This is a genomic window from Cellulosilyticum sp. WCF-2 (genome assembly GCF_003990395.1).
In the GTDB taxonomy this organism is placed as follows: domain Bacteria; phylum Bacillota; class Clostridia; order Lachnospirales; family Cellulosilyticaceae; genus Cellulosilyticum; species Cellulosilyticum lentocellum.
The window spans coordinates 4,365,187-4,389,482 of record NZ_CP034675.1; the positions used below are offsets into that span (position 1 = coordinate 4,365,187).

A 24,296-nucleotide genomic window follows, 5' to 3' on the forward strand; every position below is an offset into this window, starting at 1 on the left:
ATCACTCTTATTCCAACATTATCAATAAAAGTATAATAAATCATTATTTCTTAAGGACAGTTTCTCTAGATTATAATACGCTCTAAATCTACTCTCTATCTTTATATACCAATTAGTACTTGATTAAATTTATTAATTTAGTAGGTAATTATTTTTTATTATTGTATAATAAAAACAGAGTTATTTATTTTTTTATCTAAGAAGGGAGTTTTCTATGAAAGATACAATTTATACCATTCCACTAACGGATGCCTTTCATGCAGAGGATGAATGTCCTTTTTGTTATATAAAACGTAAGTTAGAACAAGATGCCATTTCCTTTATTTTAGGCTGTGCTTATATGGAGGATGATATTCGCGCTACAACTGACCAAATGGGCTTTTGTAGTGAACACTATAAGAAAATGTATGATTACGGCAACCGACTTGGCATGGCTCTTATGTTACATACCCATTATGTAGCCCTTCAAAAGGAATTAGCAAAGAAAATTGAAGCCTTTTCTCCTACTAAAACGAGTATGTTTGCCAAATTCAAAAAAGCTAAAACCATGGATGAATTAGCTGGAAATCCTATTAGTGAGTGGGTGAATGAACAAAATCATACTTGCTATGTTTGTGACTATATTGATAAAAATTTTATCCGCTATATGAATACTTTCTTCTATTTAATGGAGACAAGCCCTGATTTTATGGCTCTCTTTAAGGATTGTAAAGGTTTCTGTGTTACTCATTTTGGAGATTTAATGGCTCTATCAGATACCCTTGTTACTGACAAAGCTAAACCTGAATTTTATAGTATTTTATTTGATAAGATGCAAACCAATCTGAAACGTATTGAAGAAGATTTATCCTGGTTTATAGATAAATATGACTATCGTAATAAAGATGCTGATTGGAAAAATTCTAAAGATGCTATTCCTAGAGGTATTCAAAAACTCGTAGGTATTTATGTTCAAGATCCTCCTTTTAAAGAAAAATAGTCTTTTATACAAAGCTTGTTATTGATTAAATTTAATAATTACTAATAAGAGCTGGTACACTATTTAGTGTCCAGCTCTATTAAAATGATTCGACTTTAATGAGTTATATACTGCGCTCATTCTGTCTATTGGATTATAACCACTCACTTAAATCATAATCTAATTTTCCTTCTTCAACATCTTCTATCATCTGCATACGTTGCTTTTTCCAAATATACTGTAAGTCTTTGGTATTTCCTTGATAAACCCAGGGTAATGCTTCTTTCATATCTTTATACATTTTTTCTATCTGCTTTCTACTCCAATGTCTTAAGCAATACTTTCTCCCATCCTGAGCATAAATATAAATACTATAGTCTTCTTGATAAATCCATATCATTTTCTCTATTGGTATAACTACAATACCTTGGAAGATACCTATAAACCAGTGCTCTGTAATTCTATACCTCTTATCTTCCCTAAGACTCTTTTCTTCTTGTATTTTTAAAGCAACCTCTTTCCATCTTTGCTTACCTATGTAATGCCTTCCCTTAATCCTTGGTAATCCCAGTACACCTACTAAACATTTTATTACTTCATAAATCACAAAAACACTTATACAGATTAAACCTGCTACTTCTAAGCGATATCTTAACAAGCCTTTTTCTTCTTCTATGAATACTATTTTATTTATAAAATCCGCCTCTGTTACATTTTCTTTATAAATAGCATTCAAATCACGGACAACACCTAATAAAATCGTTTCATAATTAATTAATGTGTTTGCCTCTTTTATTATTAAAAATTTATTCTTACCCGTTAAATAGGATGGATCTGTACTACTAGTACTAGCGTATATACATATCATGTATTTACCTTTCATTTCTCCTAAATAAATAGTACTTTCCTTGTAATTCTCCCCATCTTTGTCCCCACTATAAATTTCATATCCAGTATTAATAAAACTCATTTCCTTGGCTGTTACAACAGGTGGTACTTCCTTTATAAATAATTTCATGTCATAGTCCTGAATATCCCCAGCACCTATTAATAATGATTCTACATACTCTCTATTGGGATAAGTCTGCATGCAGATTACTATTAATAAAACACACCAAATCAATAACCTTTTTAGATAGTGTTGCCTTATCTCTTTGTTTAATCCTTTAGCCTGCATTTTTCTCCTCATACTCATCAATCATATTTTTACATTTTATATTATAAGGGGAACTAGATGATAGTTCCCCCTCTCTTAAGATTTTACTTCAACTGAAGTGATACGTCTATTAGATCATGTATTGAGAAATAAATCCTTTTCTTAGACTTCTTCTATCCCTGTATCTTGTATTTGATTAAGGCTTATTATTTTCTTATTCGCTTCAATTTCATCTAACATAATCTGTCTTTGCTTTTTCCATAGGTTATGTGTTTGACTAGTTTCACCATAATAAATCCATGGAATCATTTCTTTTAACTGGTTTAGAACTTGAGTATGATTCATTTCGGTTAGGGTATTTATTACAAACTTGTCCCCATCCTTGGTATGTATATAAAGCGCATAATATTGTACTTCACTAATGCCTTTTAACTTCGTATAAACCCATATAATATTCTCAAGTTTCACTGCGCAAGTGTTTAACTTAGTGGAAACAATCCAGTTCTCTGTAATCATTTGTCCTTTTCCTGCGTAGATGGGTTGTTCACTCTCAATTTCATCTATAACACTGGTTATTTCACCATACTTTTTCAGATGCCTTATTCCTTTCATCCCCTTAAAGTTGATTAGGTAAATAACATATTTAATAAGATATATTATCATTGCTAAGCCAAAAATTACAATCGCACCAGTAACAATATAATTAACAATTAAACGGCTCTTTGACTCCATATATAGTACTTTAGGTGCAAAGTCTTCCTCAGTGAATTCAGTTCCATAGTATGAGTTAAAATCTTTTATTACCTCTGGTAATAATTCACTATATCGGTCTACTTCACTTGTATTTTTAATATAACCCACCATATCTTCAGTTAATAATACATCTGGATCTTCATCTGCGGTACTTGGATAAACGCAAATAATCATTTTATTACCTAGCTGCGTTAAATATATACCATCAGTTTTTCTTTCTTTAGAACTAGGTGTTTCTTGCTCATATAGGTAAAAATAGGTATTTAAAATATATAATTCATCTAAATTCGTAATAGGTGGTAGCATCTGTTCATAGTATTCATCGTAGTTTTCCTCTTGTTGTAAAACTATAGGTTTTATAAGTGACTTTAAATAATCTTTATTTTGATATCCAAAAAAACTTAATCCCCCACAAATCACTCCCAAAATAACTATCCACATTAAATTGTTTTTAATTGCACTCTTCTTTAACAACCCTTGTTCCATAATTCTCCCCTTTTCTTCTTATTCTAAATCCTCTATTTTAATAATCTAACCCTAATTCTCCTTTCCATCGTATTTAGGTTTAATGTATTAAATAATCTACCTTTAAGACATTAAAAGTATTAAAGTGTTCCTAAGTCATTTAAATTATATATTATTTTTTTTATATTATCAATATTTAATGTAATCATTTTGAAACTATATATAGTCTTTCATCACAAAAAAAGTAGGCTACTAGTATTTAAATTCCTATAGCCTACTCTTTAACTATCTCAACTTTTCTTCTACTATTCTATAACTTAGAACTAGTATTTAACTTATCATAAATTTCATTAGTATCCAAATAATAAAGTTGTTTCATGATATCCCCCTTTCTATATATACTATATTTTTGATGTTCTAAAATTAATAATACTTATTTTAAATTCCGTCATTTACAAGTAAAGTCTCAACAATATTGATAACTAAAAAAAGTAGTTAGAAACATTTTTAGCGCTTCTAACTACCCTCTTATACACTACTCTTCAATCAAAAACTTCTTTATTATATCTGGATAAATAGTCTATGATATATATTAATTCAAACAACAAAAAAACACCCTAAGGTGTTCTAATTCAAAAAGCCGACGATCGGACTCGAACCGATAACCTGCTGATTACAAGTCAGCTGCTCTGCCAATTGAGCCACGTCGGCAAAACGTGCACAGAAGGATTCGAACCCTCGGCCTTCTGATCCGTAGTCAGACGCTCTATCCAGCTGAGCTATGCGCACATGATGTCAATTTTATATTTTATTTTACTTCTATAATATCTTATAGAAAACGTGCACAGAAGGATTCGAACCCTCGGCCTTCTGATCCGTAGTCAGACGCTCTATCCAGCTGAGCTATGCGCACTTATTTATTGATAATTACTTAAAAATATGCCCGAGACCGGAATCGAACCGGTACGAGGGTTAGCTCGCAGGATTTTAAGTCCTGTGCGTCTGCCAGTTCCGCCACTCGGGCATATGATGGTCGCTATAGGGCTCGAACCTATGACCCCCTGCTTGTAAGGCAGGTGCTCTCCCAGCTGAGCTAAGCGACCATATTAATGGCATATTTTTATTTATTAGTTAAAACAACTAACTAATACGACCCAGAAGGGACTCGAACCCTCGACCTCCGCCGTGACAGGGCGGCGTGCTAACCAACTGTACCACTGGGCCTTATTTACTTACATTTTAATGAGCTATGATGGACCCTCGGGGACTCGAACCCAGGACCGTCCGGTTATGAGCCGGATGCTCTAACCAACTGAGCTAAGGGTCCATATCACTACATTATATGTAGCAAGCCGACGATCGGACTCGAACCGATAACCTGCTGATTACAAGTCAGCTGCTCTGCCAATTGAGCCACGTCGGCATATTAAAATGTAATGACCCGTACGAGAATCGAACTCGTGTTACCGCCGTGAAAGGGCGGTGTCTTGACCGCTTGACCAACGGGCCTTATTTAAACTCCCCGAGTAGGGTTCGAACCTACGACCCTCCGGTTAACAGCCGGATGCTCTGCCGCTGAGCTATCGAGGATTATTTCTTTTACTCTCTTGAGCACTTATGAAGTATATCATATCTATTGACTTATGTCAACACCTTTATACTTCCAAAACTAAACACAATTTTTTATTCAACCTTTATTATCTAGGTCAAACCCTCGAACCGTTAGTATTGGTCACCTCAATGTATTACTACACTTACAGCTCCAACCTATCTACCTCATAGTCTCTAAGGGGTCTTACTCCTTTCGGATGGGAAATCTTATCTTGTGGTCTGCTTCACGCTTAGATGCCTTCAGCGTTTATCAGATCCAGACTTGGCTACTCTGCTATGCCTTTGGTAAGACAACAGATGCACCAGTGGTCCGTCCATCCCGGTCCTCTCGTACTAAGGACAGCTCCACTCAAATTTCCTGCGCCCACGACGGATAGGGACCGAACTGTCTCACGACGTTCTGAACCCAGCTCGCGTACCGCTTTAATGGGCGAACAGCCCAACCCTTGGAACCTGCTTCAGCTCCAGGATGCGATGAGCCGACATCGAGGTGCCAAACCTCCCCGTCGATGTGAACTCTTGGGGAGATAAGCCTGTTATCCCCGGGGTAGCTTTTATCCGTTGAGCGATGGCAATCCCACTTTCATACCACCGGATCACTAAGTCCTACTTTCGTACCTGCTCCACCCGTCGGTGTCGCAGTCAAGCAACCTTATGCCTTTGCACTCTTCGAATGGTTTCCGACCATTCTGAGGTTACCTTTGAGCGCCTCCGTTACTCTTTAGGAGGCGACCGCCCCAGTCAAACTGTCCACCTGACATTGTCCCAGACCCGGGTAACGGGCCATGGTTAGAAGTTAAGTATTACAAGAGAGGTATCCCACCGGCGACTCCACCTAGACTGGCGTCCAGATTTCTCAGTCTCCCTCCTATCCTGTACATGTAATACCCAACCTCAGTATCAAGCTACAGTAAAGCTCCACGGGGTCTTTCCGTCCTGTCGCGGGTAACCAGCATCTTCACTGGTACTACAATTTCACCGGGTGCGCTGTCGAGACAGTGCCCAAATCATTACGCCTTTCGTGCGGGTCAGAACTTACCTGACAAGGAATTTCGCTACCTTAGGACCGTTATAGTTACGGCCGCCGTTTACTGGGCTTAAGTTCAAAGCTTCGTCCTTAGACTAACCTCTCCCCTTAACCTTCCAGCACCGGGCAGGCGTCAGCCCTTATACATCACCTTTCGGTTTAGCAAAGACCTGTGTTTTTGTTAAACAGTTGCTTGGGCCTATTCTCTGCGGCCTACCTAAGTAGGCACCCCTTCTCCCTAAGTTACGGGGTCATTTTGCCGAGTTCCTTAACAACGCTTCTCCCGTCGGCCTTAGGATTCTCTCCTCATCCACCTGTGTCGGTTTACGGTACGGGTACCTATCACGCAATAGCAGCTTTTCTCGGCAGTGTGGATTCAGCAACTTCTCTACTTTTATTTCGATCCCCATCATACTTCATCCTCGCCTAACGGATTTGCCTATTAGGTGCGACTTTGTGCTTGGCCCAGGATACCATTCCTGGGTTTGCTTATCCTCCTGCGTCCCTGCAGTTCTGATAATAGGTAGTACTGGAATATGAACCAGTTGTCCATCGACTACGACTTTCGTCCTCGCCTTAGGTCCCGACTTACCCAGAGCAGATCAGCTTTACTCTGGAAACCTTGGATATTCGGCCTACAAGATTCTCACTTGTATCTCGCTACTCATTCCGGCATTCTCACTTGTAATTACTCCACAGCTCCTTACGGTACTGCTTCTGCGTCGTTACAACGCTCCTCTACCAATCCACTATTGTGAATTCCATAGCTTCGGTGGTGTGTTTTAGCCCCGGACATTTTCGGCGCAAGATCTCTCGACTAGTGAGCTATTACGCACTCTTTGAATGAGTGGCTGCTTCTAAGCCAACATCCTAGTTGTCTTCGAAATCTCACATCCTTTTCCACTTAACACACACTTGGGGACCTTAGCTGATGGTCTGGACTGTTTTCCTTTTGACCACGTGTCTTATCACTCGTAGTCTGACTGCTGACGGTATCTTGATGGCATTCTTAGTTTGATATGCTTCGGTAAGCTTGTGGGCCCCCTAGGCAATTCAGTGCTTTACCTCCATTAGACTCCTATCAACGCTAGCCCTAAAGCTATTTCGAGGAGAACCAGCTATCTCCGGGTTCGATTGGAATTTCTCCGCTACCCACACGTCATCTCCACCTTTTTCAACAGATGTGAGTTCGGACCTCCATTACCTTTTACGGTAACTTCATCCTGCACATGGGTAGGTCACCCGGTTTCGGGTCTACTAACAATGACTATTTTGGCGCCCTATTCAGACTTGGTTTCCCTTCGGCTTCGTACCTCCTGGTACTTAACCTTGCCACAGCTAGTAACTCGCCGGACCGTTCTACAAAAAGTACGCGGTTGCGCATCATATGGCGCTTCCACTGCTTGTAAACATAGAGTTTCAGGTTCTCTTTCACTCCCCTCCCGGGGTTCTTTTCACCTTTCCTTCACAGTACTATGCGCTATCGGTCACCGAGGAGTATTTAGGCTTGGGGGGTGGTCCCCCCGGCTTCCCACAAGGTTTCTCGTGTCTCGTGGTACTCTGGATACTGCTAGGCTTCACTTGGATTTCGCTTACGGGATTATCACCCTCTTTGATGAGACTTTCCAGACTCTTCAGCTATCCGCATTCTTGCCATGACGCAGTCCTCAACCCCAGATTACAAGTAATCTGGTTTGGCCTGTTTCCCTTTCGCTCGCCGCTACTTAGGAAATCGATGTTTCTTTCTCCTCCTGAAGGTACTTAGATGTTTCAGTTCCCTTCGTTCCCTTCCTATAGTTATGGATTGGCTATAGGATGACAGAGGTTTGCTCTGCCAGGTTTCCCCATTCGGATATCCACGGATCAATGTTTATTTGCAACTCCCCGTAGCTTTTCGCAGCTTATCACGTCCTTCATCGGCTCTCGGTGCCAAGGCATCCACTCTACGCTCTTAGTAGCTTGACCTATAATGATTAACTTTCGTTAATCGGTCGTTTGTGCCTTGTTAATCAACTTTCGTTGAATACAAAGAATATTTATTATCGGTTAAATTGTAGATTTTACACCCTGACAAACATTTTTGCACTAATGTGCGTGTACATTTATCGTTAGGCGCAAGTTATATTGCTATAACTTACAAATCTATTTTAAATTGTGTTTAGTTTTCAAAGTACAAATTGTCCTATTGTAAGGACAGTGGAGATTAAGGGATTCGAACCCTTGACCCCCTGCGTGCAAGGCAGGTGCTCTCCCAACTGAGCTAAACCCCCATATGGTGTTTTTTATTATTGAGTTAATCCTATCATCACTTCTTAAAAGTGAATAGGCCCGAGTGGACTCGAACCACCGACCTCACGCTTATCAGGCGTGCGCTCTAACCACCTGAGCTACGAGCCTATAAAATGTGGCAACCACTTACTCTCCCAGTCAGTCTCCCGACAAGTACCATCAGCCGCTTAGGTCTTAACCTACGTGTTCGGAATGGAAACGGGTGTTTCCCCTAAGCGCATCATCACCACAAATTTATTAGAATTCAATTTTACACTAGATCTTAAGCAACACCTCACCGCCGTTTCACTTCGGTTCGGTGCTTTGATAGTTACATCTAGCGATGAACTCTCAAAACAAAACAGTAACTATTAAACCAGCAATTCTTATTCCTTAGAAAGGAGGTGATCCAGCCGCACCTTCCGATACGGCTACCTTGTTACGACTTCACCCCAGTTATTGGTTTTGCCTTAGACGGCTCCCTCCCCGAAGGGTTGGGTCACCGGCGTTGGGCCCCCCCAACTCCCATGGTGTGACGGGCGGTGTGTACAAGACCCGGGAACGTATTCACCGCGACATTCTGATTCGCGATTACTAGCGATTCCAACTTCATGTAGTCGAGTTGCAGACTACAATCCGAACTGGGACTGCTTTTTTGAGGTTTGCTGACTCTCGCGAGATCGCTTCCCTTTGTAGCAGCCATTGTAGCACGTGTGTAGCCCTAAACATAAGGGGCATGATGATTTGACGTCATCCCCACCTTCCTCCAAGTTATCCCTGGCAGTCTCTCTAGAGTGCCCAACTTAATGCTGGCTACTAAAGATAGGGGTTGCGCTCGTTGCGGGACTTAACCCAACATCTCACGACACGAGCTGACGACAACCATGCACCACCTGTCACTTCTGCTCTAGCAAGCTAGAGAAAGAGGCATTACCCTCTAGTCAAAAGGATGTCAAGTTTAGGTAAGGTTCTTCGCGTTGCTTCGAATTAAACCACATGCTCCACCGCTTGTGCGGGTCCCCGTCAATTCCTTTGAGTTTCAATCTTGCGATCGTACTTCCCAGGTGGAATGCTTAATGTGTTAACTTCGGCACCGAGACCCGTAAGCCCCGACACCTAGCATTCATCGTTTACAGCGTGGACTACCAGGGTATCTAATCCTGTTTGCTCCCCACGCTTTCGTGCCTCAGCGTCAGTTATGGTCCAGAAAGCCGCCTTCGCTACTGGTGTTCCTCCGAATCTCTACGCATTTCACCGCTACACTCGGAATTCCACTTTCCTCTCCCACACTCTAGTTCATCAGTTTCAGAAGCAGCTTAGAGGTTGAGCCCTAAATTTCACTTCTGACTTAACAAACCGCCTACGCACCCTTTACACCCAGTAAATCCGGATAACGCTCGCTCCCTACGTATTACCGCGGCTGCTGGCACGTAGTTAGCCGGAGCTTCTTAGTCAGGTACCGTCATTTTTTCTTCCCTGCTGATAGAAGTTTACAATCCGAAGACCTTCTTCCTTCACGCGGCGTCGCTGCATCAGGCTTGCGCCCATTGTGCAATATTCCCCACTGCTGCCTCCCGTAGGAGTTTGGGCCGTGTCTCAGTCCCAATGTGGCCGTTCACCCTCTCAGGCCGGCTATGGATCGTCGCCTTGGTGGGCTGTTATCTCACCAACTAGCTAATCCAACGCGGGTCCATCCTATGCCGATAAATCTTTACTATAATAATCATGCGATTACCGATAGTTTATGCGGTATTAGCGTTCGTTTCCAAACGTTATCCCCCTGCATAGGGCAGGTTACCCACGCGTTACTCACCCGTCCGCCACTAAGTTCTAGGAGCAAGCTCCTATCACTTCGTTCGACTTGCATGTGTTAAGCACGCCGCCAGCGTTCATCCTGAGCCAGGATCAAACTCTCATATAAAAGTTTGTCCGTGTAGTATCTCTACTACTGACTATTTTACTTAGTACAAGTTGTACTGATTCTCATCTCTTATTAGAGACGTAATGAATCGACTGGTTTATAGTTACTATTTTGTTTTCAAAGTTCATTTTCAACCTTGTAATTTAAACAACGGAGAAGGAGGGATTTGAACCCTCGCGCCGCTATTAACGACCTACTCCCTTTCCAGGGGAGCCCCTTCGGCCACTTGGGTACTTCTCCATAGTGCTTCTCCACTATAAAAAACAAGATTAACGGAGAGACTGGGATTCGAACCCAGGGAGGTGTTACCCTCGCCGGTTTTCAAGACCGGTGCCTTAAACCAACTCGACCATCTCTCCATATTTCATTATCATTTCGACCTTAGCCGACCTAATAAATTCTACACTACTCATTTTATCTTGTCAATATTTATTCAACTCATTTCTTCTATAAACATTGCCTCGTCGTTAGTGCTTATTTAATATATCATAGCATTTGTCATAGGTCAACACTTTTTTAGTATTTTTTATTCCTTTTTTTAGTAGTCTTCGCTTCCTGTGAATTCTCATATTATTCTTATTGTATTATTACTTTTCCTTCCAATTAATCTATTTTTCCTTATCGTATTACCCCTTTTGATTTTTTAACACTGCTTCTCCTATTATTAAATCTTCTGGTGTTGTAATTTTTATATTCGTATAATCTCCCTGAACAATATATACTGCTTTTCCATACGCTTCAACTAACATACTATCATCTGTTACTGCTAGATTTTCGCTTTTGGCATATGCATATGCTTTTAATAATAATTCCTTTGAAAAGCTTTGTGGCGTTTGTATAGACCATAGAGTAGTACGATTAGGCGTATCTATCACCATTTGCTTTTTATTATCTACAACTTTAATTGTATCTTTTACAGGAACAGCTACAACTGTTGCTTCTTTTTCTATTGTTAATTTCAAAGCTTCTCGTATTATCTTTTCTTTAATGAATGGTCTCGCTCCATCATGAATCATGACATATTTAGTATCATTAGACGTTGCCAATAATCCATTATATACAGAATCCTGTCTTTCTGTTCCTCCCGATACAATTTTCCTTACTTTATTAAAAGAATACTTCTCTACAATATCCTTTTTCACTTTGTTAATCTCATCCTCTGACACTACTAGAATGATTTCTTGAATTAGCTCACATTTATCAAATGCCTCTATTGTATGCGCTAACACTTCTTTATTGCTTAATAAAATATATTGTTTCTTTATCGACATTCCCATACGTTTGCCACTACCGCCAGCTACTATAATTGCCGTTACTTTCTCCATCCTTCTGTCTTCTCCTTTATATAACATAATTTACTTTATATATACCCTCATTTAATCTTTATTATATTTTCACTCATCTAATTTTGTAAATACAAAAAAAATCGTTGTTAATATCTATTCTTACCTATATAATTGATTTATTATTTGTTATTGACTTATGACAACAAAGGGAGGATTTACATGACATCAAAAAACAAATATGGTCTTTTGACCTGCATTACTATGATTGTAGGCGTTGTTATCGGCTCGGGTATTTTCTTTAAAAGTGATGATATCTTAGTAGCTACTAATGGTAACATTTTTTTAGGTGCATTAGCATTCTGTATTGCTGCTATTAGTATCATTTTTGGCAGTCTAACTGTAGCAGAATTAGCGGCTCGCACAGATAAACCAGGTGGCCCTATAAGTTATGCTGAAGATGCCTATAATGGTGGTATCGCTTGTGCTTTGGGTTGGTTTCAAGTCTTTTTATACTATCCTACACTTATTGCTGTTGTATGCTATGTTGTAGGTATTTATACTTGTATCTTATTTGGCTTAAGCGCTACTTTAGAGTTACAAATACTTATTGGCTTAATTGCTACACTTATCATCTTTTTAATCAACATACTTTCCGCAAAACTTGCTGGACTTTGCCAAAATGTAGCTACTTTCATCAAACTTATTCCTCTATTACTAATTGGTATAGCCGGTTTTATATTTGGTGATCCAAGTTCTGCTATAGAAATTACAACCCCAGAATTTCAGTCTGCTACTTGGCTTAGCGCGCTTATTCCTATTGTTTTTGCTTTTGATGGTTGGATTGTATCAACTGCTATTTCTCATGAGGTTAAAAATGCAAAAAGAAATATTCCTATTGCATTAATATTTTCTCCTCTCCTTGTACTAATTATGTACCTACTTTATTTTATTGGCATTAGTATTTATTTAGGTCCTGAAACAATTATTGCCACTAAAGATGCTCACGTAGAATTAGTTGCAACCCAATTATTTGGTCCATGGAGCGCTAAAGCGTTGATTATTTTTGTTATTATTTCTGTAGCTGGGACTGCCAATGGATTAACTATGGGACTTAGTCGCCTACCGTATTCATTAGCAATTCGTAATATGTTCCCTAATGCAAAAAAGGTTTCTTCAATAAGTAAAAGGTTAGGCATTCCATTATATTCATATCTAATTGCCCTAGGCATCACCTTGTTTTGGTTAGCTATGCATTATATTACTACTAAATTTAATATATTAGGTGGATCTGATGTTTCTGAAATATCTACTACACTTAATTATGTTCTATTTATTCTTTTATATGTGCATGTGCTTCGTTTAGGTATTAAAGGTGAAATCAAAAGCTTTTGGAAGGGGAAAGTTAACCCTATATTTGCTATTTTAGGATCACTTATTATTTTATATGTAGGGATGCAAAATCCTTTATTTATTTTCTATATTTCATTCTGCAGTATTATACTTATTATTGCTTATAGATTCTGGAAAAAATCTGTTGCCTAAGAGTATTTATAGCACCCTATAAAATGATATAGGTTTCATTCATTAAGCGAAATAAGCCTTCTGAAATATTAAGTATTTCAGAAGGCTTATTTTTATTTAAAACCTGATTTATTTGAATCCTGTTAAATACTACTTTGACTTGTAGCTATCCTTTGAATTTTTCTATAATCATTATTCAGCTTATGATTATTTTAATTCCATCTATATGTTTTTAGGTATAAAAGGTGTGATATACTTCTATGTTCTCTTATTAGAACAACAGAAATAGTGACCTTAGAAGTATTATTAATTTTAAATTGCTTACCCTTTTACTTTTTTTCCATAAAAATATCTTATTATAACTATTACTATAATACTACCTATTGTATCTGCTAAAAAATCTTTTATGTCACAGGAGCGCCCTTCTACTAAGTATTGTAGTAGTTCCGTAATAATAGCAAATATTTCTATTAAGATCCATGGCAAAAGTATGGATGGTATTTTTCTCTTCTCAAAAAAATACTCTCCATAAAAACAGAGTGTTAAAAATCCAAACATTCCTGCATGAACTAGTTTATCAATATGAGGAATACTTACAGATGGCACATCATCAGCCGGCATTAACACTGCTATTAAAATAAGTATGATTGATAGTACTGTAAACTTATAATTTTTTATATGATTCATCATATTCTCCTTACATTTTAGACTTTGCAAATTCTATGATATGGTATTAACTTTATTCTTTGTTTAACTTATTCTTTTGTTCTTTGAATTATCTTACCCGTATCTTCTGCTTATTCTCTATCTTTATTTCTTTCCTTTTATCTCTTACTTTTTAGCTTTTATCCCTTATCCCTTATCCCTTATCTCTTATCTCTCAGCTCTTCTCTCTTAGTTCCAATCATTGTGTTGATGCTAACTATAATAGACGCTAGTATTTTAATCTCAGTAACATATAAAAAGGGTAATGGTATTAAGCTTGATTTCAGCCTACTGCCTTACCCTTTTATTTGCCTATTGTGAATTAATCCGTTTATCTAGTCTAAGATGCATTGTTTCTATCTGAGTGTAAACTTTTATATAAACTGCTCTAATTTGTTATATAGATTGATCTATAGCTTACTCTTCAACTTTAGCAAAAATCATTCGCCCCGCTGAGGTTTGTAATACAGTACTTACTATTACTTTAATAGTAGACCCTACATATTTTCTACCATTTTCTATGACAATCATTGTACCATCATTCAAATATGCTAAACCTTGTTCTTGTTCTTTTCCTTCTTTTACTACCAAAACTTTCATTTCCTCATTAGGTAACACAACTTGCTTAATGGCATTTGCTAAATCATTAATGTTAAGTACTTGTACTTTTTGAAGTTTTGCTACTTTATTAAGGTTAAAATCATTAGTTACAATCTTGCCTTGAATTTCATTGGCTAATTTTAAAAGTTTACTGTCTACTTCTTGCAATTCTGGATAGTCAATCTCCATAACCTCAACCGCCGCTATACGTGCGCTTTTCAGTTCATTTAAAATGTCAAGACCTCTTCTTCCCCTATTTCGTTTAAGAGAATCTGAGGAATCAGCAATATGTCTTAGTTCATCTAACACAAATGAAGGTATGATGACTTTCCCTTCAATAAATCCAGTACTCATAATATCTAAAATGCGCCCATCAATGATGACACTAGTATCTAATATTTTAGGTTGACAATGAGTTAAAATATCACCAGTTTTACTAATCCAGCCCTTGATTTCACCTTTTTTCAAGTGAACCAAATAAATTCCAAAGCATCCCAAACCTATATATAATAATAAAATAAATATTTGGCTTACTAGATTATCTCTTTCCATTTTAAAAGCATTACTTGTTAAGCTAGCTACATATAATCCAATGCCTAGGCCTATAATATACATTAAAATTTCTTGCATTGGGTACCTACTTAATGTATCTTCTAGCTTACTAGCTAATCGGCGTGCTAAAGGAATACTTAAAGAAAAAAACATAAGTGCAAATGATAAAATAAAAATAATAAGTTCCTTATTAATATAAATACTATTAAGTGTTCCTTCTATTGTTGTTGGAATAATACCTATTAGCTCTAAATGCATTGTTCCTGCGGTTATCAATCCTGCTATTAATCCTGATAATAATATTCTCAGAATATTTTTCATTGCAATCTCCTTTCTGTAGGATTATCTTCCACCAATAGGCAAGTTAGGTACTGCATTCAGACTCATATCTGCTCTTGTCCCTTTTAAATATTCATAATAAGCTGCACACCCTATCATAGCCGCATTATCTGTACAAAGTATGAGCTCTGGATAATATAATTTTTTACCCTTCTCATCACAGGCTTTCTGCATAGCTTCTCTTAGGCCTTGATTTGCTGCAACTCCACCTGCCAAAGCAATCTTAGGTATATTTTTTTCTTCTGCTAATTGTAATGTCTTTCCCACTAGTACATCCGTTACACTAGCTTGGAATGCTGCTGCTACATCGGCTACATTGATAGGTTCATCTTTCATTTTACAACCATTAATATAATTAAGCACTGCAGATTTTAAACCACTGAAGCTAAAATCATAACTCCCATCTTGCATTGCTCTAGGAAATTTAATAGCTTCTTTATTTCCTTCTTTTGCAAGCTTGTCAATCTTTGGGCCACCTGGATAGCTCAGACCCATAGCTCTAGCTACTTTATCATAAGCTTCACCTGCGGCATCATCTCTTGTACGTCCCATAATTTCGTAAGTAGTATAATCTTTCACATGTACCAAATGTGTATGCCCACCTGATACTACTAAACACAGAAATGGTGGTTCTAATTCTGGATGTGCAATATAATTCGCTGCTATATGCCCTTCTATATGATGTACCCCAACTAAAGGTTTACTTTTTGCAAAAGCAATAGACTTAGCAGCCATAACTCCCACTAATAGTGCTCCTACTAATCCTGGTCCATACGTAACACCTACAACGTCTATATCGTCTAGTGCTAGACCTGCTGTTTTTAAAGCTTCTTTTATAACTAAGTTAATTTTTTCTACATGCATTCTTGAAGCAATCTCTGGTACAACACCGCCATATTGTTCATGTAAAGCAATCTGTGTAGAAATAGTGTTAGCTAATACCTCACGACCATTTCTTACAACTGCTACCGATGTCTCATCACAGGATGTTTCAATAGCAAGTATTGTTAAATCCTTCATGTTTATTCCTCCACGTTGGCTTATTCATTATTTGATGTTGTTTGACTTTGAGTAGAATCCTCCTCACTTTTCTGAGTTTCCCATGATTGGATTTTCCACATTCCGTCTTCTTTAACTAAACTATACTCTTTAGTAATATTACCTTTATTAGTTCCATGTTTCACCACAACTCCAGCAGAATCATTTTGGCTATCGTCAGAATCCTTAATGATTGTTACATCCATAATCTCACTATTAATCATAATAAGTGGTTTATCTTCATTTTCTAATCTCTCAGCAATTAGACCACTCACTTGAGTTTCTATAGGGTTTACTTCTTGAAGGCGTTTAGTATATAGCATTCTTAAAGCTTCTGCATATGCAGTCAACTCTTCATCCTTTATATCTGAGCTATATCCAATACGCATTAATTCATTATGCTTTTCTACTACTTCTTTAGGTGTACTAGGATAACTGTCTTCTAATTCTTGTGTTATTGTTTGAAGCTTTTCTGTAACAGATGCAGATGTACTTACTACTTTTTTTTCCTGCCCTGCATTTCTTAAACTTAAACAATATATACCTATAATAACTCCCATTACTAATACTGCTATTATTTTTTTCATACAACCTCTCCTTTCAACTACTATTCTTCCGTAAAGTCAATAGTTGTTGTCATTCGGTCATAACCTGCTACAGTGTTTGGGAAGATTTCTTTTACCTTATCTATATTAATATAAGACTGTGGTAAGGCCGGACTAAAATGAGTAAGCCATAAAGTTTTTACTCTCGCTTTTTTTGCTAACTCTGCCGCCTCTGATGCTAACATATGTTTATGCTTTTTCACTTGAGCTAAATAACTATCATCAGTATACATTCCCTCACAAATAAATAAGTCTGATTCCTGAATGAGTTCTTCTAATTCTTGTATCGGCCTACAATCTGTACTATATGATACCTTAATGCCCTTTCTTTTATCTCCTAAGACTAAATCAGGTGTATAATAGTCATCTCCAACTTTAACTTCTTCACCTTGTTGTAGTCTTTTCCAGTATTTTTGAGGAACATTATTGGCTTTTGCTTTTTCTACCATAAATTTAGGTAAACGATAATTCTCAATTGTATAAGCAAAGCATTTTACATTGTGTGGCACTGGAAGTGCTGTAATAACAAATTCACCAATTTTTAAGGTTTGTTTTTCATAAGGTAGTTCTATAAGTTCGAGGTCAAATGCTATGTCCTTAGAAACTACTGTCAAACCTTCTACTACTTTTCTAAGTCCTGGTGGTCCAATAATCGTAAGTGGCTCAGTTCTTCCTGTATTATTGATAGTTAATAATAAGCCTGGTAACCCTGTTACATGATCACCATGATAATGTGTGAAACAAATAACATCTAACGTCTTATATCCCCAGCCTAGCATACGCATCGTAACTTGAGTTCCTTCACCACAATCTATAAGTAGCTTCCTTCCATTAAACCTAGCTAACATTGCTGTTAGGTAGCGATCAGGAAGCGGTAACATCCCGCCTGTTCCAAGTAAACAAATGTCTAACATAATTTTAATTCCTTTCTTTTAATAATGTTATTATATCCTTTTATAGGTTTTCTTACAATCATATCTGCTTTTTTACTTTTCAGATATCAATTATCGTTCCTCATTGACAAACATTTTCATTTTAACTATACTAAAATTATCTTAAAATAGTATAGGGGGGAATTTGTATGAGTAAAGCACTATCAGATTTAAAGCTCGGAGAAAAAGCTACTATTACAAGTATCACTGCACCTCTTCCTATCAAACAACGCTTTATGGATATGGGACTTGTAAAAGGAAGTCAAGTAGCAATCGAAAAATTAGCACCTCTAGGTAATCCTATTCAAATTTCACTAAAAGGTTATAGCCTGTGTATTCGTAAAGAGGATGCCAAATATATACTAATCGCTTAAAGAAGTACTACTAGTTTACTAGTAGTGCTTATATACTTTATAGAGATTTTATTATCAAAGTGATTATTATTTATCAAAAGCTTTATCTTTCTAAAAAATATTATTATAGAGATTTAATTATTTTTATCCTTGGGAGGATTTTTATGACTAATCATTTAACAGTAGCTCTTGCTGGTAACCCTAATATAGGCAAGACTACTTTATTTAACGCACTTACAGGCTCCCACTATACAGTAGGTAACTGGGCTGGTGTAACTGTAGAGAAAAAAGAAGGTCATTTTTATTACCAAGCTGCTGAGCATACTTCTGTATCTATCAATCTAGTAGATCTACCTGGTACCTATAGCCTATCTGCCTTCTCTTTAGATGAAAGTATTGCCAGAGATTATATTGTAAAGGAAAATCCAGATGTTATTTTGAATTTAGTGGATGCCTCTAATCTTGAAAGAAATCTTTACTTAACTCTTCAGCTCCTAGAACTAGGAAAGCCTGTAGTTATGGCTCTCAATATGATGGATTTAGCCACTGCAAAAGGATTGAAAATTAATACTGAAATGCTTACTAGCCTCTTAGGTATACCTATTATTCCAATTGTAGCTTCTAAAAAAGTGGGACTTAAAGAACTCACCGCGGCTTTAGTTACTGCTTCTAAAGTAGATTCTACGGCTTATCATGTGCCTTATCTAGCTTCAATTGAAGCTACTCTTTCAGAAACTATTCATTTACTAGAAGACCATTCTTTAAAGGTGCCTGCTAGATGGATTGCTTTAAAACTTCTAGAAGGTGATGAAAGGGCCCTCGATTTAGTTCCTGGTGAACATCATGACGAGTTACAAACCTTATTACAAACAGAAGAAATCGAAGCTATTCGTGAATCTATTACAGATAGTAAATATGAACATATTTCCTCTATTATTTCAAAGGTTATGAGTTCAGATGCTCATGAGCAGACTTCTTTCACTAATAAAATAGACCACTTTGTCACTCATCGTTTTCTGGGCATTCCTATTTTTGCTGCTGTTATGTTCGCTGTCTTTTACTTTACCTTTAATTTAGTTGGAAATCCTTTAACTGACTTATTCGATACAGTGTTTGGGCATATATTGGATTTATGTAATAACGGGCTTGTAGCATTAAATGTAGCTGATTGGCTTAGAGCACTTATTATAGATGGTGCCTTAAATGGTGTATTTGGTGTACTTACATTCTTGCCGAATATTGCTTGTTTATTCATTGCACTAACAATTTTAGAGGATACAGGCTATATGGCACGTGTTGCCTTTATTATGGATGAGCTTATGAGAAAGCTTGGTCTTAATGGAAAATCTATTATTCCTATGCTATTAGGCTTTGGATGTAATGTACCTGCCATTATGGGAACACGTACAATTGAAGATGAAAAGGATCGAATGACTTCTATTTTAATTAATCCATTCTTTTCTTGTAGTGCTAGACTTCCTATCTTCACCCTGTTTGCCTCTGCTTTCTTTCCTGGTAAAGAAGCCATTGTTATATTTTCCTTATATTTTATAGGTATATTAATCGGACTTTTAGTCGCTTTTATCTTTAAAAAGACATTATTTAAATCAGACAGCATGCCCTTTATCATGGAATTACCCCCTTATCATTTACCAAGCATTAAACATATTGCTACTCAAGTATGGGAAAAGGTAAGAGGCTTCCTTATAAAAGCTGGTACAACTATCTTTGTAGCTTCTATAATTCTTTGGTTTATTTTAAATTTCAACTTTACTGGTCCTACAGATATGTCCAACAGCCTTGGTGCTTCTATCGGCAGAATCATTGCACCAGTATTTGCACCTCTTGGGTTTGGTAATTGGCAAGCTGCCTTATCTCTTATTGCCGGTGTAGTAGGTAAAGAAATTGTTGTTTCTAATATGGCTATCGTCTATGGTTTAGGTGCAAGCACAAGCGCTACAGTCTTTCATGATGCACTAGCTAGCTCTTTTTCACCACTTAGTGCTTATTGCTTCCTTATCTTTACCTTACTTTATGTCCCTTGTGTAGGTACCTTAGGCGCTATTAAACGAGAAACTAATAGCTTAAAATGGATGTGGTTTGCTATTAGTTATCAACTACTCATCGCATGGGGAGTAGCCTTTATCTTTTATACCGTAGGAAACTTATTCTTCTAAAACTTGAATAGTACTAATAATTATAAAAATAGACGTATAAAGATTAATTAATCTTTATACGTCTATTTTTACTTATCCTTTACAAACTTCTGCCGCATAAGCTTCATTTAACTGCGCGATTTCATCTTCTGAATAATTAGGAATCTCATCCACCGGAAACTCTTCCACTGGAATACGAAAACTTTCTAACCATCTATCATAGCAATTCTCACAAATATTAAAAGAATGTCCTGCCAAATCTTTTGATGAAAAATACCCCCACGCTTTTTCAACGTGTAAATAGTCTCTATGCTGATTTGTACGCTCTCTATTAGTGATTAGCTCACCGCAACAATTACAATACACCTCTCCGTGTGAATATTGTCTTGCCCCTTTATGTTGTTCCAATACTCTGGCACCCCCTTTGTAAATCTGCGGCTAATAACCCCTATTCCAATTATATACTGTAACATATTGTAAGTATATAGGTAAATTTTATATATTATTTATGTATTTTAAATGAATCTAAGCCTTTCTCTCATTTAGGTTATTATCTATAATTAAATGTTTTTATAAAAAATCTACCAAGCAACTTTTTTATTTTATAAGTGGATAGTTTTTCTAGTTTTATTTTAGCATATTATTTATAAATTTTGTCATACTAACTATGAGATAATTATGATTCCTCCCCATTCCAATTATCTCATAAACCCCAATATATTTATTAAGCGATAGCCCCCCTATCGCTTATTTTTTTGCATAGTTTAATGGCCCTTGCATAAATTTATAGAAAGGAAATTTGGCCATGCCATGGAAAGGAGCTTAATATGAATTCTTCTATTTCTCTTAAAAGCTTTGCTATATTTGGGGTAATCTTTACTTTTGTTCTAGGCTGCTTATTACATTTTGTTTATGGATTATCCGGAAATAATTATTATGTAGGATTTTTTTCTCCTGTCAATGAAAGCGTGTGGGAGCATTTGAAACTGGCCTTTTATGCCTGGCTAATCTATGGTCTTATTTGCTATCCTCTACTAAAAGATACAACTCATAATTATTGGCTTGCCCTTGCCCTAGGACCTTTATTAGCTAATTTATTTATTATTATCTTCTTTTACACTTATTCAGGCATTATGGGGCACTCTATTTTTATTTTAAATATTCTTTCTTTCCTCATTGCTTGTGTCATTGCAGGTTATACTTTTTATAAAGTATTAACGCTTCCTGACTACGGGCCTTGTTATAACCTATTAGGATTTTTATTCATTATAAGTATGATTTTTTTATTTGCCTATTTTACATATCATCCCTTAGATATTCCCCTTTTTACAGATTGGGGAGCTAAATCATAGTACTCAAATAGGTTGCATAAAGACGACTATCTATTACATAGACAGCTTGTTTATGCAACCTATTTAGATTTATATCATCTATCTTTATATACAGCTTCTTCTACCTATGATATGAGTAAATGAATTATAATCTATTTTACTACAAATTATTGCAAGTTATCAGAACTAATTGAGGGTAAGTTCCCTAGATTATTAGATTCATCTCCATCAGCTAAGGAGCGGATGTACTCACTACCATCTTTAGAAGTTGAAACCCCTACATGTTTAAGCTCGTTTGCTTTAGCCATTTCAATGGCTTGTTCTACAGTAATGTGTTCTCCTGATTCCAATTCATAGCCTACAACATCACCACTATTTACAATTCGTTTTGTAATAGCCTTGGCATTTGCTCCACCTTCGGATACTACCTTGTTAGCTAAATTTGCTAAATAAAGGCCTGCACTTTGTTCTTCTGACATAATAAAATACCTCCTTCTTGTATCTTATTATTTTATAAATAGTCTTTTAATATACATTCTATTTTTTGCAGTCTTGTACTATTTTTAATGCATATTAAACAAATAAATCTAATCATTTCTATTTTTCTTTATGATATAATAAGTAATATTCAAACAAATATTCAATATTATATTTTATTTTTATAATTTTCACCTACTCAACACAAAACCATTATAAAATAAACTATAATTTGACTATATGTCTATATTTAAGGAGGATGAATACTTTGATTGAAGTAACTAACTTAGTCAAAAAATATGGTAAACATACTGCCGTCAATAATATTAGTTTCACTGTCAAAGAAGGAGAAATACTTGGTTTTCTAGGTCCTAATGGTGCTGGAAAATCTACAACAATGAATATGCTTACAGGGTATCTTTCTTCTACTAGCGGAACCATTAAAATTAGTGGTATTGATATTTTAGAAAATCCTATTGAAGCTAAAAAGCATATTGGATACCTACCTGAACTTCCCCCACTTTATGTTGATATGACCGTTAATGACTATCTTGTATTCGTTGCCAAGCTCAAAAAATTACCTTCAAAAGACTTAAAAACACATATCAACGAAGTATTAGAGCGTACTGAACTCACCCATGTTCAAGGACGTCTTATAAGAAATCTTTCTAAAGGTTATAAACAACGTGTAGGATTAGCTAGTGCTTTAATCGGCTCACCTGATGTACTTATTTTAGATGAACCTACTGTTGGCCTTGATCCAAAGCAAATTATTGAAATGAGAAATCTCATTAAGGAGCTTAGTGAAAAACATACTATCATTTTAAGTTCACATATCTTACCCGAAATTAGTGCTATATGTGACTCTATTATGATTATTAATAAAGGTAATATGGTGGCTTTAGATACCCCTGAAAACTTAAAGGACTTATTTAGCCATAATCATCTAACGACCTTACGCCTTAGAAATACTGATGAAGCATTCTTAAGTGCTTTACGTGCTATTGAAGGTGTTACAGAGGTAAAAGAGTTAGATTCTGTAGAAGAAAATACTGTGGAGCTATCACTTTCTTCTAATCGTGAAAATGATATTAGAGAAAAAATATTCGAGGTATGCGTTACTCACCATAAGCCTTTACTTATGATGAAATCTGAAGATATTTCCTTAGAAGATATTTTCTTAAAAGTAACTAACCAATTAAATGAAAATAGTACTACTGAAGACGAAAATGCTCAAGATGAAACTTCTAAAGGTAGTATGGATGAAGATACAAATCCTCAAGAGATCGGCATTAAAGATATGGACTCCAAAGACGTAAATGATAGCGAAGAAAATGATACAACCCATTTAGTGAAAGAAGGTGCTATTGATGAAGACCATACTAGATAAAGAATTTAAAGCCTACTTTACTTCTCCAATAGGTTATGTTTTTATGGCCTTTTTCTTGTTAATTTTTGGTTTTTATTTTACTGCAATCAATATCTATAACTCCTATGGTGATTATACAAATGTACTTGCTGCTTTATCTAGCTTATTACTTTTCGCCATACCTCTTGTAACGATGCGTCTTTTATCAGAGGAAAAGAAAAATCGTACAGACCAATTACTACTAACAAGTCCAATTCATGTGAAAGATATTGTACTTGGTAAATATTTTGCTGCTGTATCTTTATTTGCTATTACTTTAATCATTACAATGGTACAACCAGCTATATTAATGTTCTTTGGAAATATCCCAGTAGGTAAAATATTGACCTGCTATTTAGGTTACTTTTTATTAGGTGCTACTTTAATTGCTATCAGCTTGTTTATTTCTGCACTTACTGAAAATCAAATCATTTCAGCTATTGCTTCTATTGGACTCTTTTTATTTTTAATGCTTATTGATGGCCTAGCTGTACTTATTCCAAAGCAAAGAATTTCTTCTCTTGTTTTTCTAATCATCATCGTTGTGCTGATTACTTTATTCATTTACTTTTCTATTAAAGATTTTTATATTAGTGGTATCATCGGCCTCTTAGGTATATGCGGCGTTGTTGTGACTTATAACTTAAACGGAAGTCTCTTTGATGGGTTATGTACCAAAATCCTTCAATGGTTTTCTCTCTTCTCTCGTTTTGAAAACTTTACATACGGTTTATTAGACATTGGTGCTATAGTCTATTACTTATCTTTTATCTTTATCTTCTTATTCTTAACCAATCAGACTATAGAAAAGCGCCGTTGGAGCTAGGAGGACAA

17 protein-coding genes, 14 tRNA genes and 3 rRNA genes are annotated in these 24,296 nt (G+C 36.3%); 7 read left to right on the top strand and 27 right to left on the bottom strand.

The features are described from left to right. Positions 1-214: 214 nt before the first annotated feature. Positions 215-979: a DUF6062 family protein gene (locus EKH84_RS19825; protein WP_127067636.1), complete on the top strand. Its 765-nt coding sequence runs from the start codon at positions 215-217 to the stop codon at positions 977-979. Between the two features lie 133 nt (positions 980-1,112). Here EKH84_RS19825 and EKH84_RS19830 read toward each other — a convergent pair whose 3' ends face one another. From EKH84_RS19830 to ispD, 20 genes are all read right to left on the bottom strand, one after another. Continuing rightward, positions 1,113-2,135 (bottom strand): hypothetical protein, encoded by a 1,023-nt coding sequence (locus EKH84_RS19830; protein ID WP_127067637.1) that lies wholly within the window; start codon positions 2,133-2,135, stop codon positions 1,113-1,115. Positions 2,136-2,276: 141 nt separating this feature from the next. After that, positions 2,277-3,353, bottom strand: coding sequence for a DUF6709 family protein (locus tag EKH84_RS19835; RefSeq protein ID WP_127067638.1), 1,077 nt, complete (start codon positions 3,351-3,353; stop codon positions 2,277-2,279). Between the two features lie 617 nt (positions 3,354-3,970). Then, positions 3,971-4,043, bottom strand: a tRNA-Thr gene (locus EKH84_RS19840). 4 nt (positions 4,044-4,047) lie between these two features. Continuing rightward, positions 4,048-4,121, bottom strand: a tRNA-Arg gene (locus EKH84_RS19845). Between the two features lie 50 nt (positions 4,122-4,171). Then, positions 4,172-4,245 (bottom strand) — tRNA-Arg (locus EKH84_RS19850). Between the two features lie 27 nt (positions 4,246-4,272). After that, positions 4,273-4,356 (bottom strand) — tRNA-Leu (locus EKH84_RS19855). A gap of 6 nt (positions 4,357-4,362) precedes the next feature. Continuing rightward, a tRNA-Val gene (locus tag EKH84_RS19860) sits at positions 4,363-4,435 on the bottom strand. A gap of 47 nt (positions 4,436-4,482) precedes the next feature. Then, positions 4,483-4,556: transfer RNA gene (locus EKH84_RS19865), tRNA-Asp, on the bottom strand. A gap of 29 nt (positions 4,557-4,585) precedes the next feature. Continuing rightward, a tRNA-Ile gene (locus EKH84_RS19870) sits at positions 4,586-4,659 on the bottom strand. Between the two features lie 23 nt (positions 4,660-4,682). Further along, positions 4,683-4,755, bottom strand: a tRNA-Thr gene (locus tag EKH84_RS19875). Between the two features lie 14 nt (positions 4,756-4,769). Further along, positions 4,770-4,841, bottom strand: a tRNA-Glu gene (locus EKH84_RS19880). Between the two features lie 9 nt (positions 4,842-4,850). Next, positions 4,851-4,922 (bottom strand) — tRNA-Asn (locus tag EKH84_RS19885). 112 nt (positions 4,923-5,034) lie between these two features. Beyond that, positions 5,035-7,935: ribosomal RNA gene (locus EKH84_RS19890) — 23S ribosomal RNA — on the bottom strand. 232 nt (positions 7,936-8,167) lie between these two features. Further along, positions 8,168-8,240, bottom strand: a tRNA-Ala gene (locus EKH84_RS19895). Between the two features lie 53 nt (positions 8,241-8,293). Then, positions 8,294-8,367: transfer RNA gene (locus tag EKH84_RS19900), tRNA-Ile, on the bottom strand. A 5-nt stretch (positions 8,368-8,372) separates the two neighbouring features. After that, positions 8,373-8,490 (bottom strand): 5S ribosomal RNA (gene rrf / locus EKH84_RS19905). A gap of 145 nt (positions 8,491-8,635) precedes the next feature. Further along, positions 8,636-10,159 (bottom strand): 16S ribosomal RNA (locus tag EKH84_RS19910). The 16S, 23S and 5S rRNA genes sit together here with 14 tRNA genes alongside, the layout of an rRNA operon. 151 nt (positions 10,160-10,310) lie before the next feature. Beyond that, positions 10,311-10,399 (bottom strand) — tRNA-Ser (locus tag EKH84_RS19915). 33 nt (positions 10,400-10,432) lie between these two features. After that, a tRNA-Ser gene (locus EKH84_RS19920) sits at positions 10,433-10,518 on the bottom strand. A gap of 267 nt (positions 10,519-10,785) precedes the next feature. After that, entirely contained in the window at positions 10,786-11,484 is a 699-nt protein-coding gene (gene ispD, locus EKH84_RS19925) for a 2-C-methyl-D-erythritol 4-phosphate cytidylyltransferase (RefSeq protein ID WP_013658306.1), read from the bottom strand. Positions 11,485-11,664: 180 nt separating this feature from the next. Between ispD and EKH84_RS19930 the strand changes: the two genes are divergently transcribed. Then, positions 11,665-12,987: an APC family permease gene (locus tag EKH84_RS19930; RefSeq protein WP_127067639.1), complete on the top strand. Its 1,323-nt coding sequence runs from the start codon at positions 11,665-11,667 to the stop codon at positions 12,985-12,987. 300 nt (positions 12,988-13,287) lie between these two features. Here EKH84_RS19930 and EKH84_RS19935 read toward each other — a convergent pair whose 3' ends face one another. The 5 genes from EKH84_RS19935 to EKH84_RS19955 all read right to left on the bottom strand — a co-directional run bounded on the left by EKH84_RS19935 (position 13,288) and on the right by EKH84_RS19955 (position 17,719). Beyond that, positions 13,288-13,653, bottom strand: coding sequence for a VanZ family protein (locus EKH84_RS19935; RefSeq protein WP_013658308.1), 366 nt, complete (start codon positions 13,651-13,653; stop codon positions 13,288-13,290). Between the two features lie 435 nt (positions 13,654-14,088). Further along, positions 14,089-15,144: a PIN/TRAM domain-containing protein gene (locus EKH84_RS19940; protein ID WP_013658309.1), complete on the bottom strand. Its 1,056-nt coding sequence runs from the start codon at positions 15,142-15,144 to the stop codon at positions 14,089-14,091. Positions 15,145-15,165: 21 nt separating this feature from the next. Further along, positions 15,166-16,182, bottom strand: coding sequence for a tRNA (adenosine(37)-N6)-threonylcarbamoyltransferase complex transferase subunit TsaD (gene tsaD / locus EKH84_RS19945; RefSeq protein ID WP_127067640.1), 1,017 nt, complete (start codon positions 16,180-16,182; stop codon positions 15,166-15,168). Between the two features lie 20 nt (positions 16,183-16,202). After that, the gene (locus EKH84_RS19950) at positions 16,203-16,787 is read right to left on the bottom strand and encodes a DUF6715 family protein (protein ID WP_127067641.1); all 585 of its coding nucleotides are present in this window, start codon (positions 16,785-16,787) and stop codon (positions 16,203-16,205) included. Positions 16,788-16,807: 20 nt separating this feature from the next. Next, entirely contained in the window at positions 16,808-17,719 is a 912-nt protein-coding gene (locus EKH84_RS19955) for a ribonuclease Z (protein WP_127067642.1), read from the bottom strand. 167 nt (positions 17,720-17,886) lie between these two features. Here EKH84_RS19955 and EKH84_RS19960 point away from each other — a divergent pair, with 167 nt between their 5' ends. Next, entirely contained in the window at positions 17,887-18,111 is a 225-nt protein-coding gene (locus tag EKH84_RS19960; protein ID WP_127067643.1) for a FeoA family protein, read from the top strand. Between the two features lie 143 nt (positions 18,112-18,254). Next, positions 18,255-20,267: a ferrous iron transport protein B gene (gene feoB, locus EKH84_RS19965; RefSeq protein WP_127067644.1), complete on the top strand. Its 2,013-nt coding sequence runs from the start codon at positions 18,255-18,257 to the stop codon at positions 20,265-20,267. A 72-nt stretch (positions 20,268-20,339) separates the two neighbouring features. On the opposite strand, the gene EKH84_RS19970 is transcribed toward feoB, so the two are convergent. Next, entirely contained in the window at positions 20,340-20,654 is a 315-nt protein-coding gene (locus EKH84_RS19970; protein WP_013658315.1) for a hypothetical protein, read from the bottom strand. Between the two features lie 419 nt (positions 20,655-21,073). Here EKH84_RS19970 and EKH84_RS19975 point away from each other — a divergent pair, with 419 nt between their 5' ends. Further along, on the top strand, positions 21,074-21,598 hold the full coding sequence (locus tag EKH84_RS19975; protein WP_127067645.1) for a DUF6512 family protein: 525 nt from the start codon (positions 21,074-21,076) through the stop codon (positions 21,596-21,598). Positions 21,599-21,744: 146 nt separating this feature from the next. On the opposite strand, the gene EKH84_RS19980 is transcribed toward EKH84_RS19975, so the two are convergent. Next, a complete protein-coding gene (locus tag EKH84_RS19980; RefSeq protein WP_013658317.1) occupies positions 21,745-22,056 on the bottom strand; it encodes a DUF3892 domain-containing protein in 312 nt (103 codons plus the stop codon). Positions 22,057-22,313: 257 nt separating this feature from the next. Here EKH84_RS19980 and EKH84_RS19985 point away from each other — a divergent pair, with 257 nt between their 5' ends. Both EKH84_RS19985 and EKH84_RS19990 read left to right on the top strand, forming a co-directional pair. Further along, positions 22,314-23,444, top strand: coding sequence for an ABC transporter ATP-binding protein (locus tag EKH84_RS19985; RefSeq protein WP_410496131.1), 1,131 nt, complete (start codon positions 22,314-22,316; stop codon positions 23,442-23,444). After that, positions 23,425-24,288 (top strand): ABC transporter permease, encoded by an 864-nt coding sequence (locus tag EKH84_RS19990; protein WP_127067646.1) that lies wholly within the window; start codon positions 23,425-23,427, stop codon positions 24,286-24,288. Before EKH84_RS19985 ends, EKH84_RS19990 begins: the two co-directional genes overlap by 20 nt. The last annotated feature ends 8 nt before the right edge of the window (positions 24,289-24,296 follow it).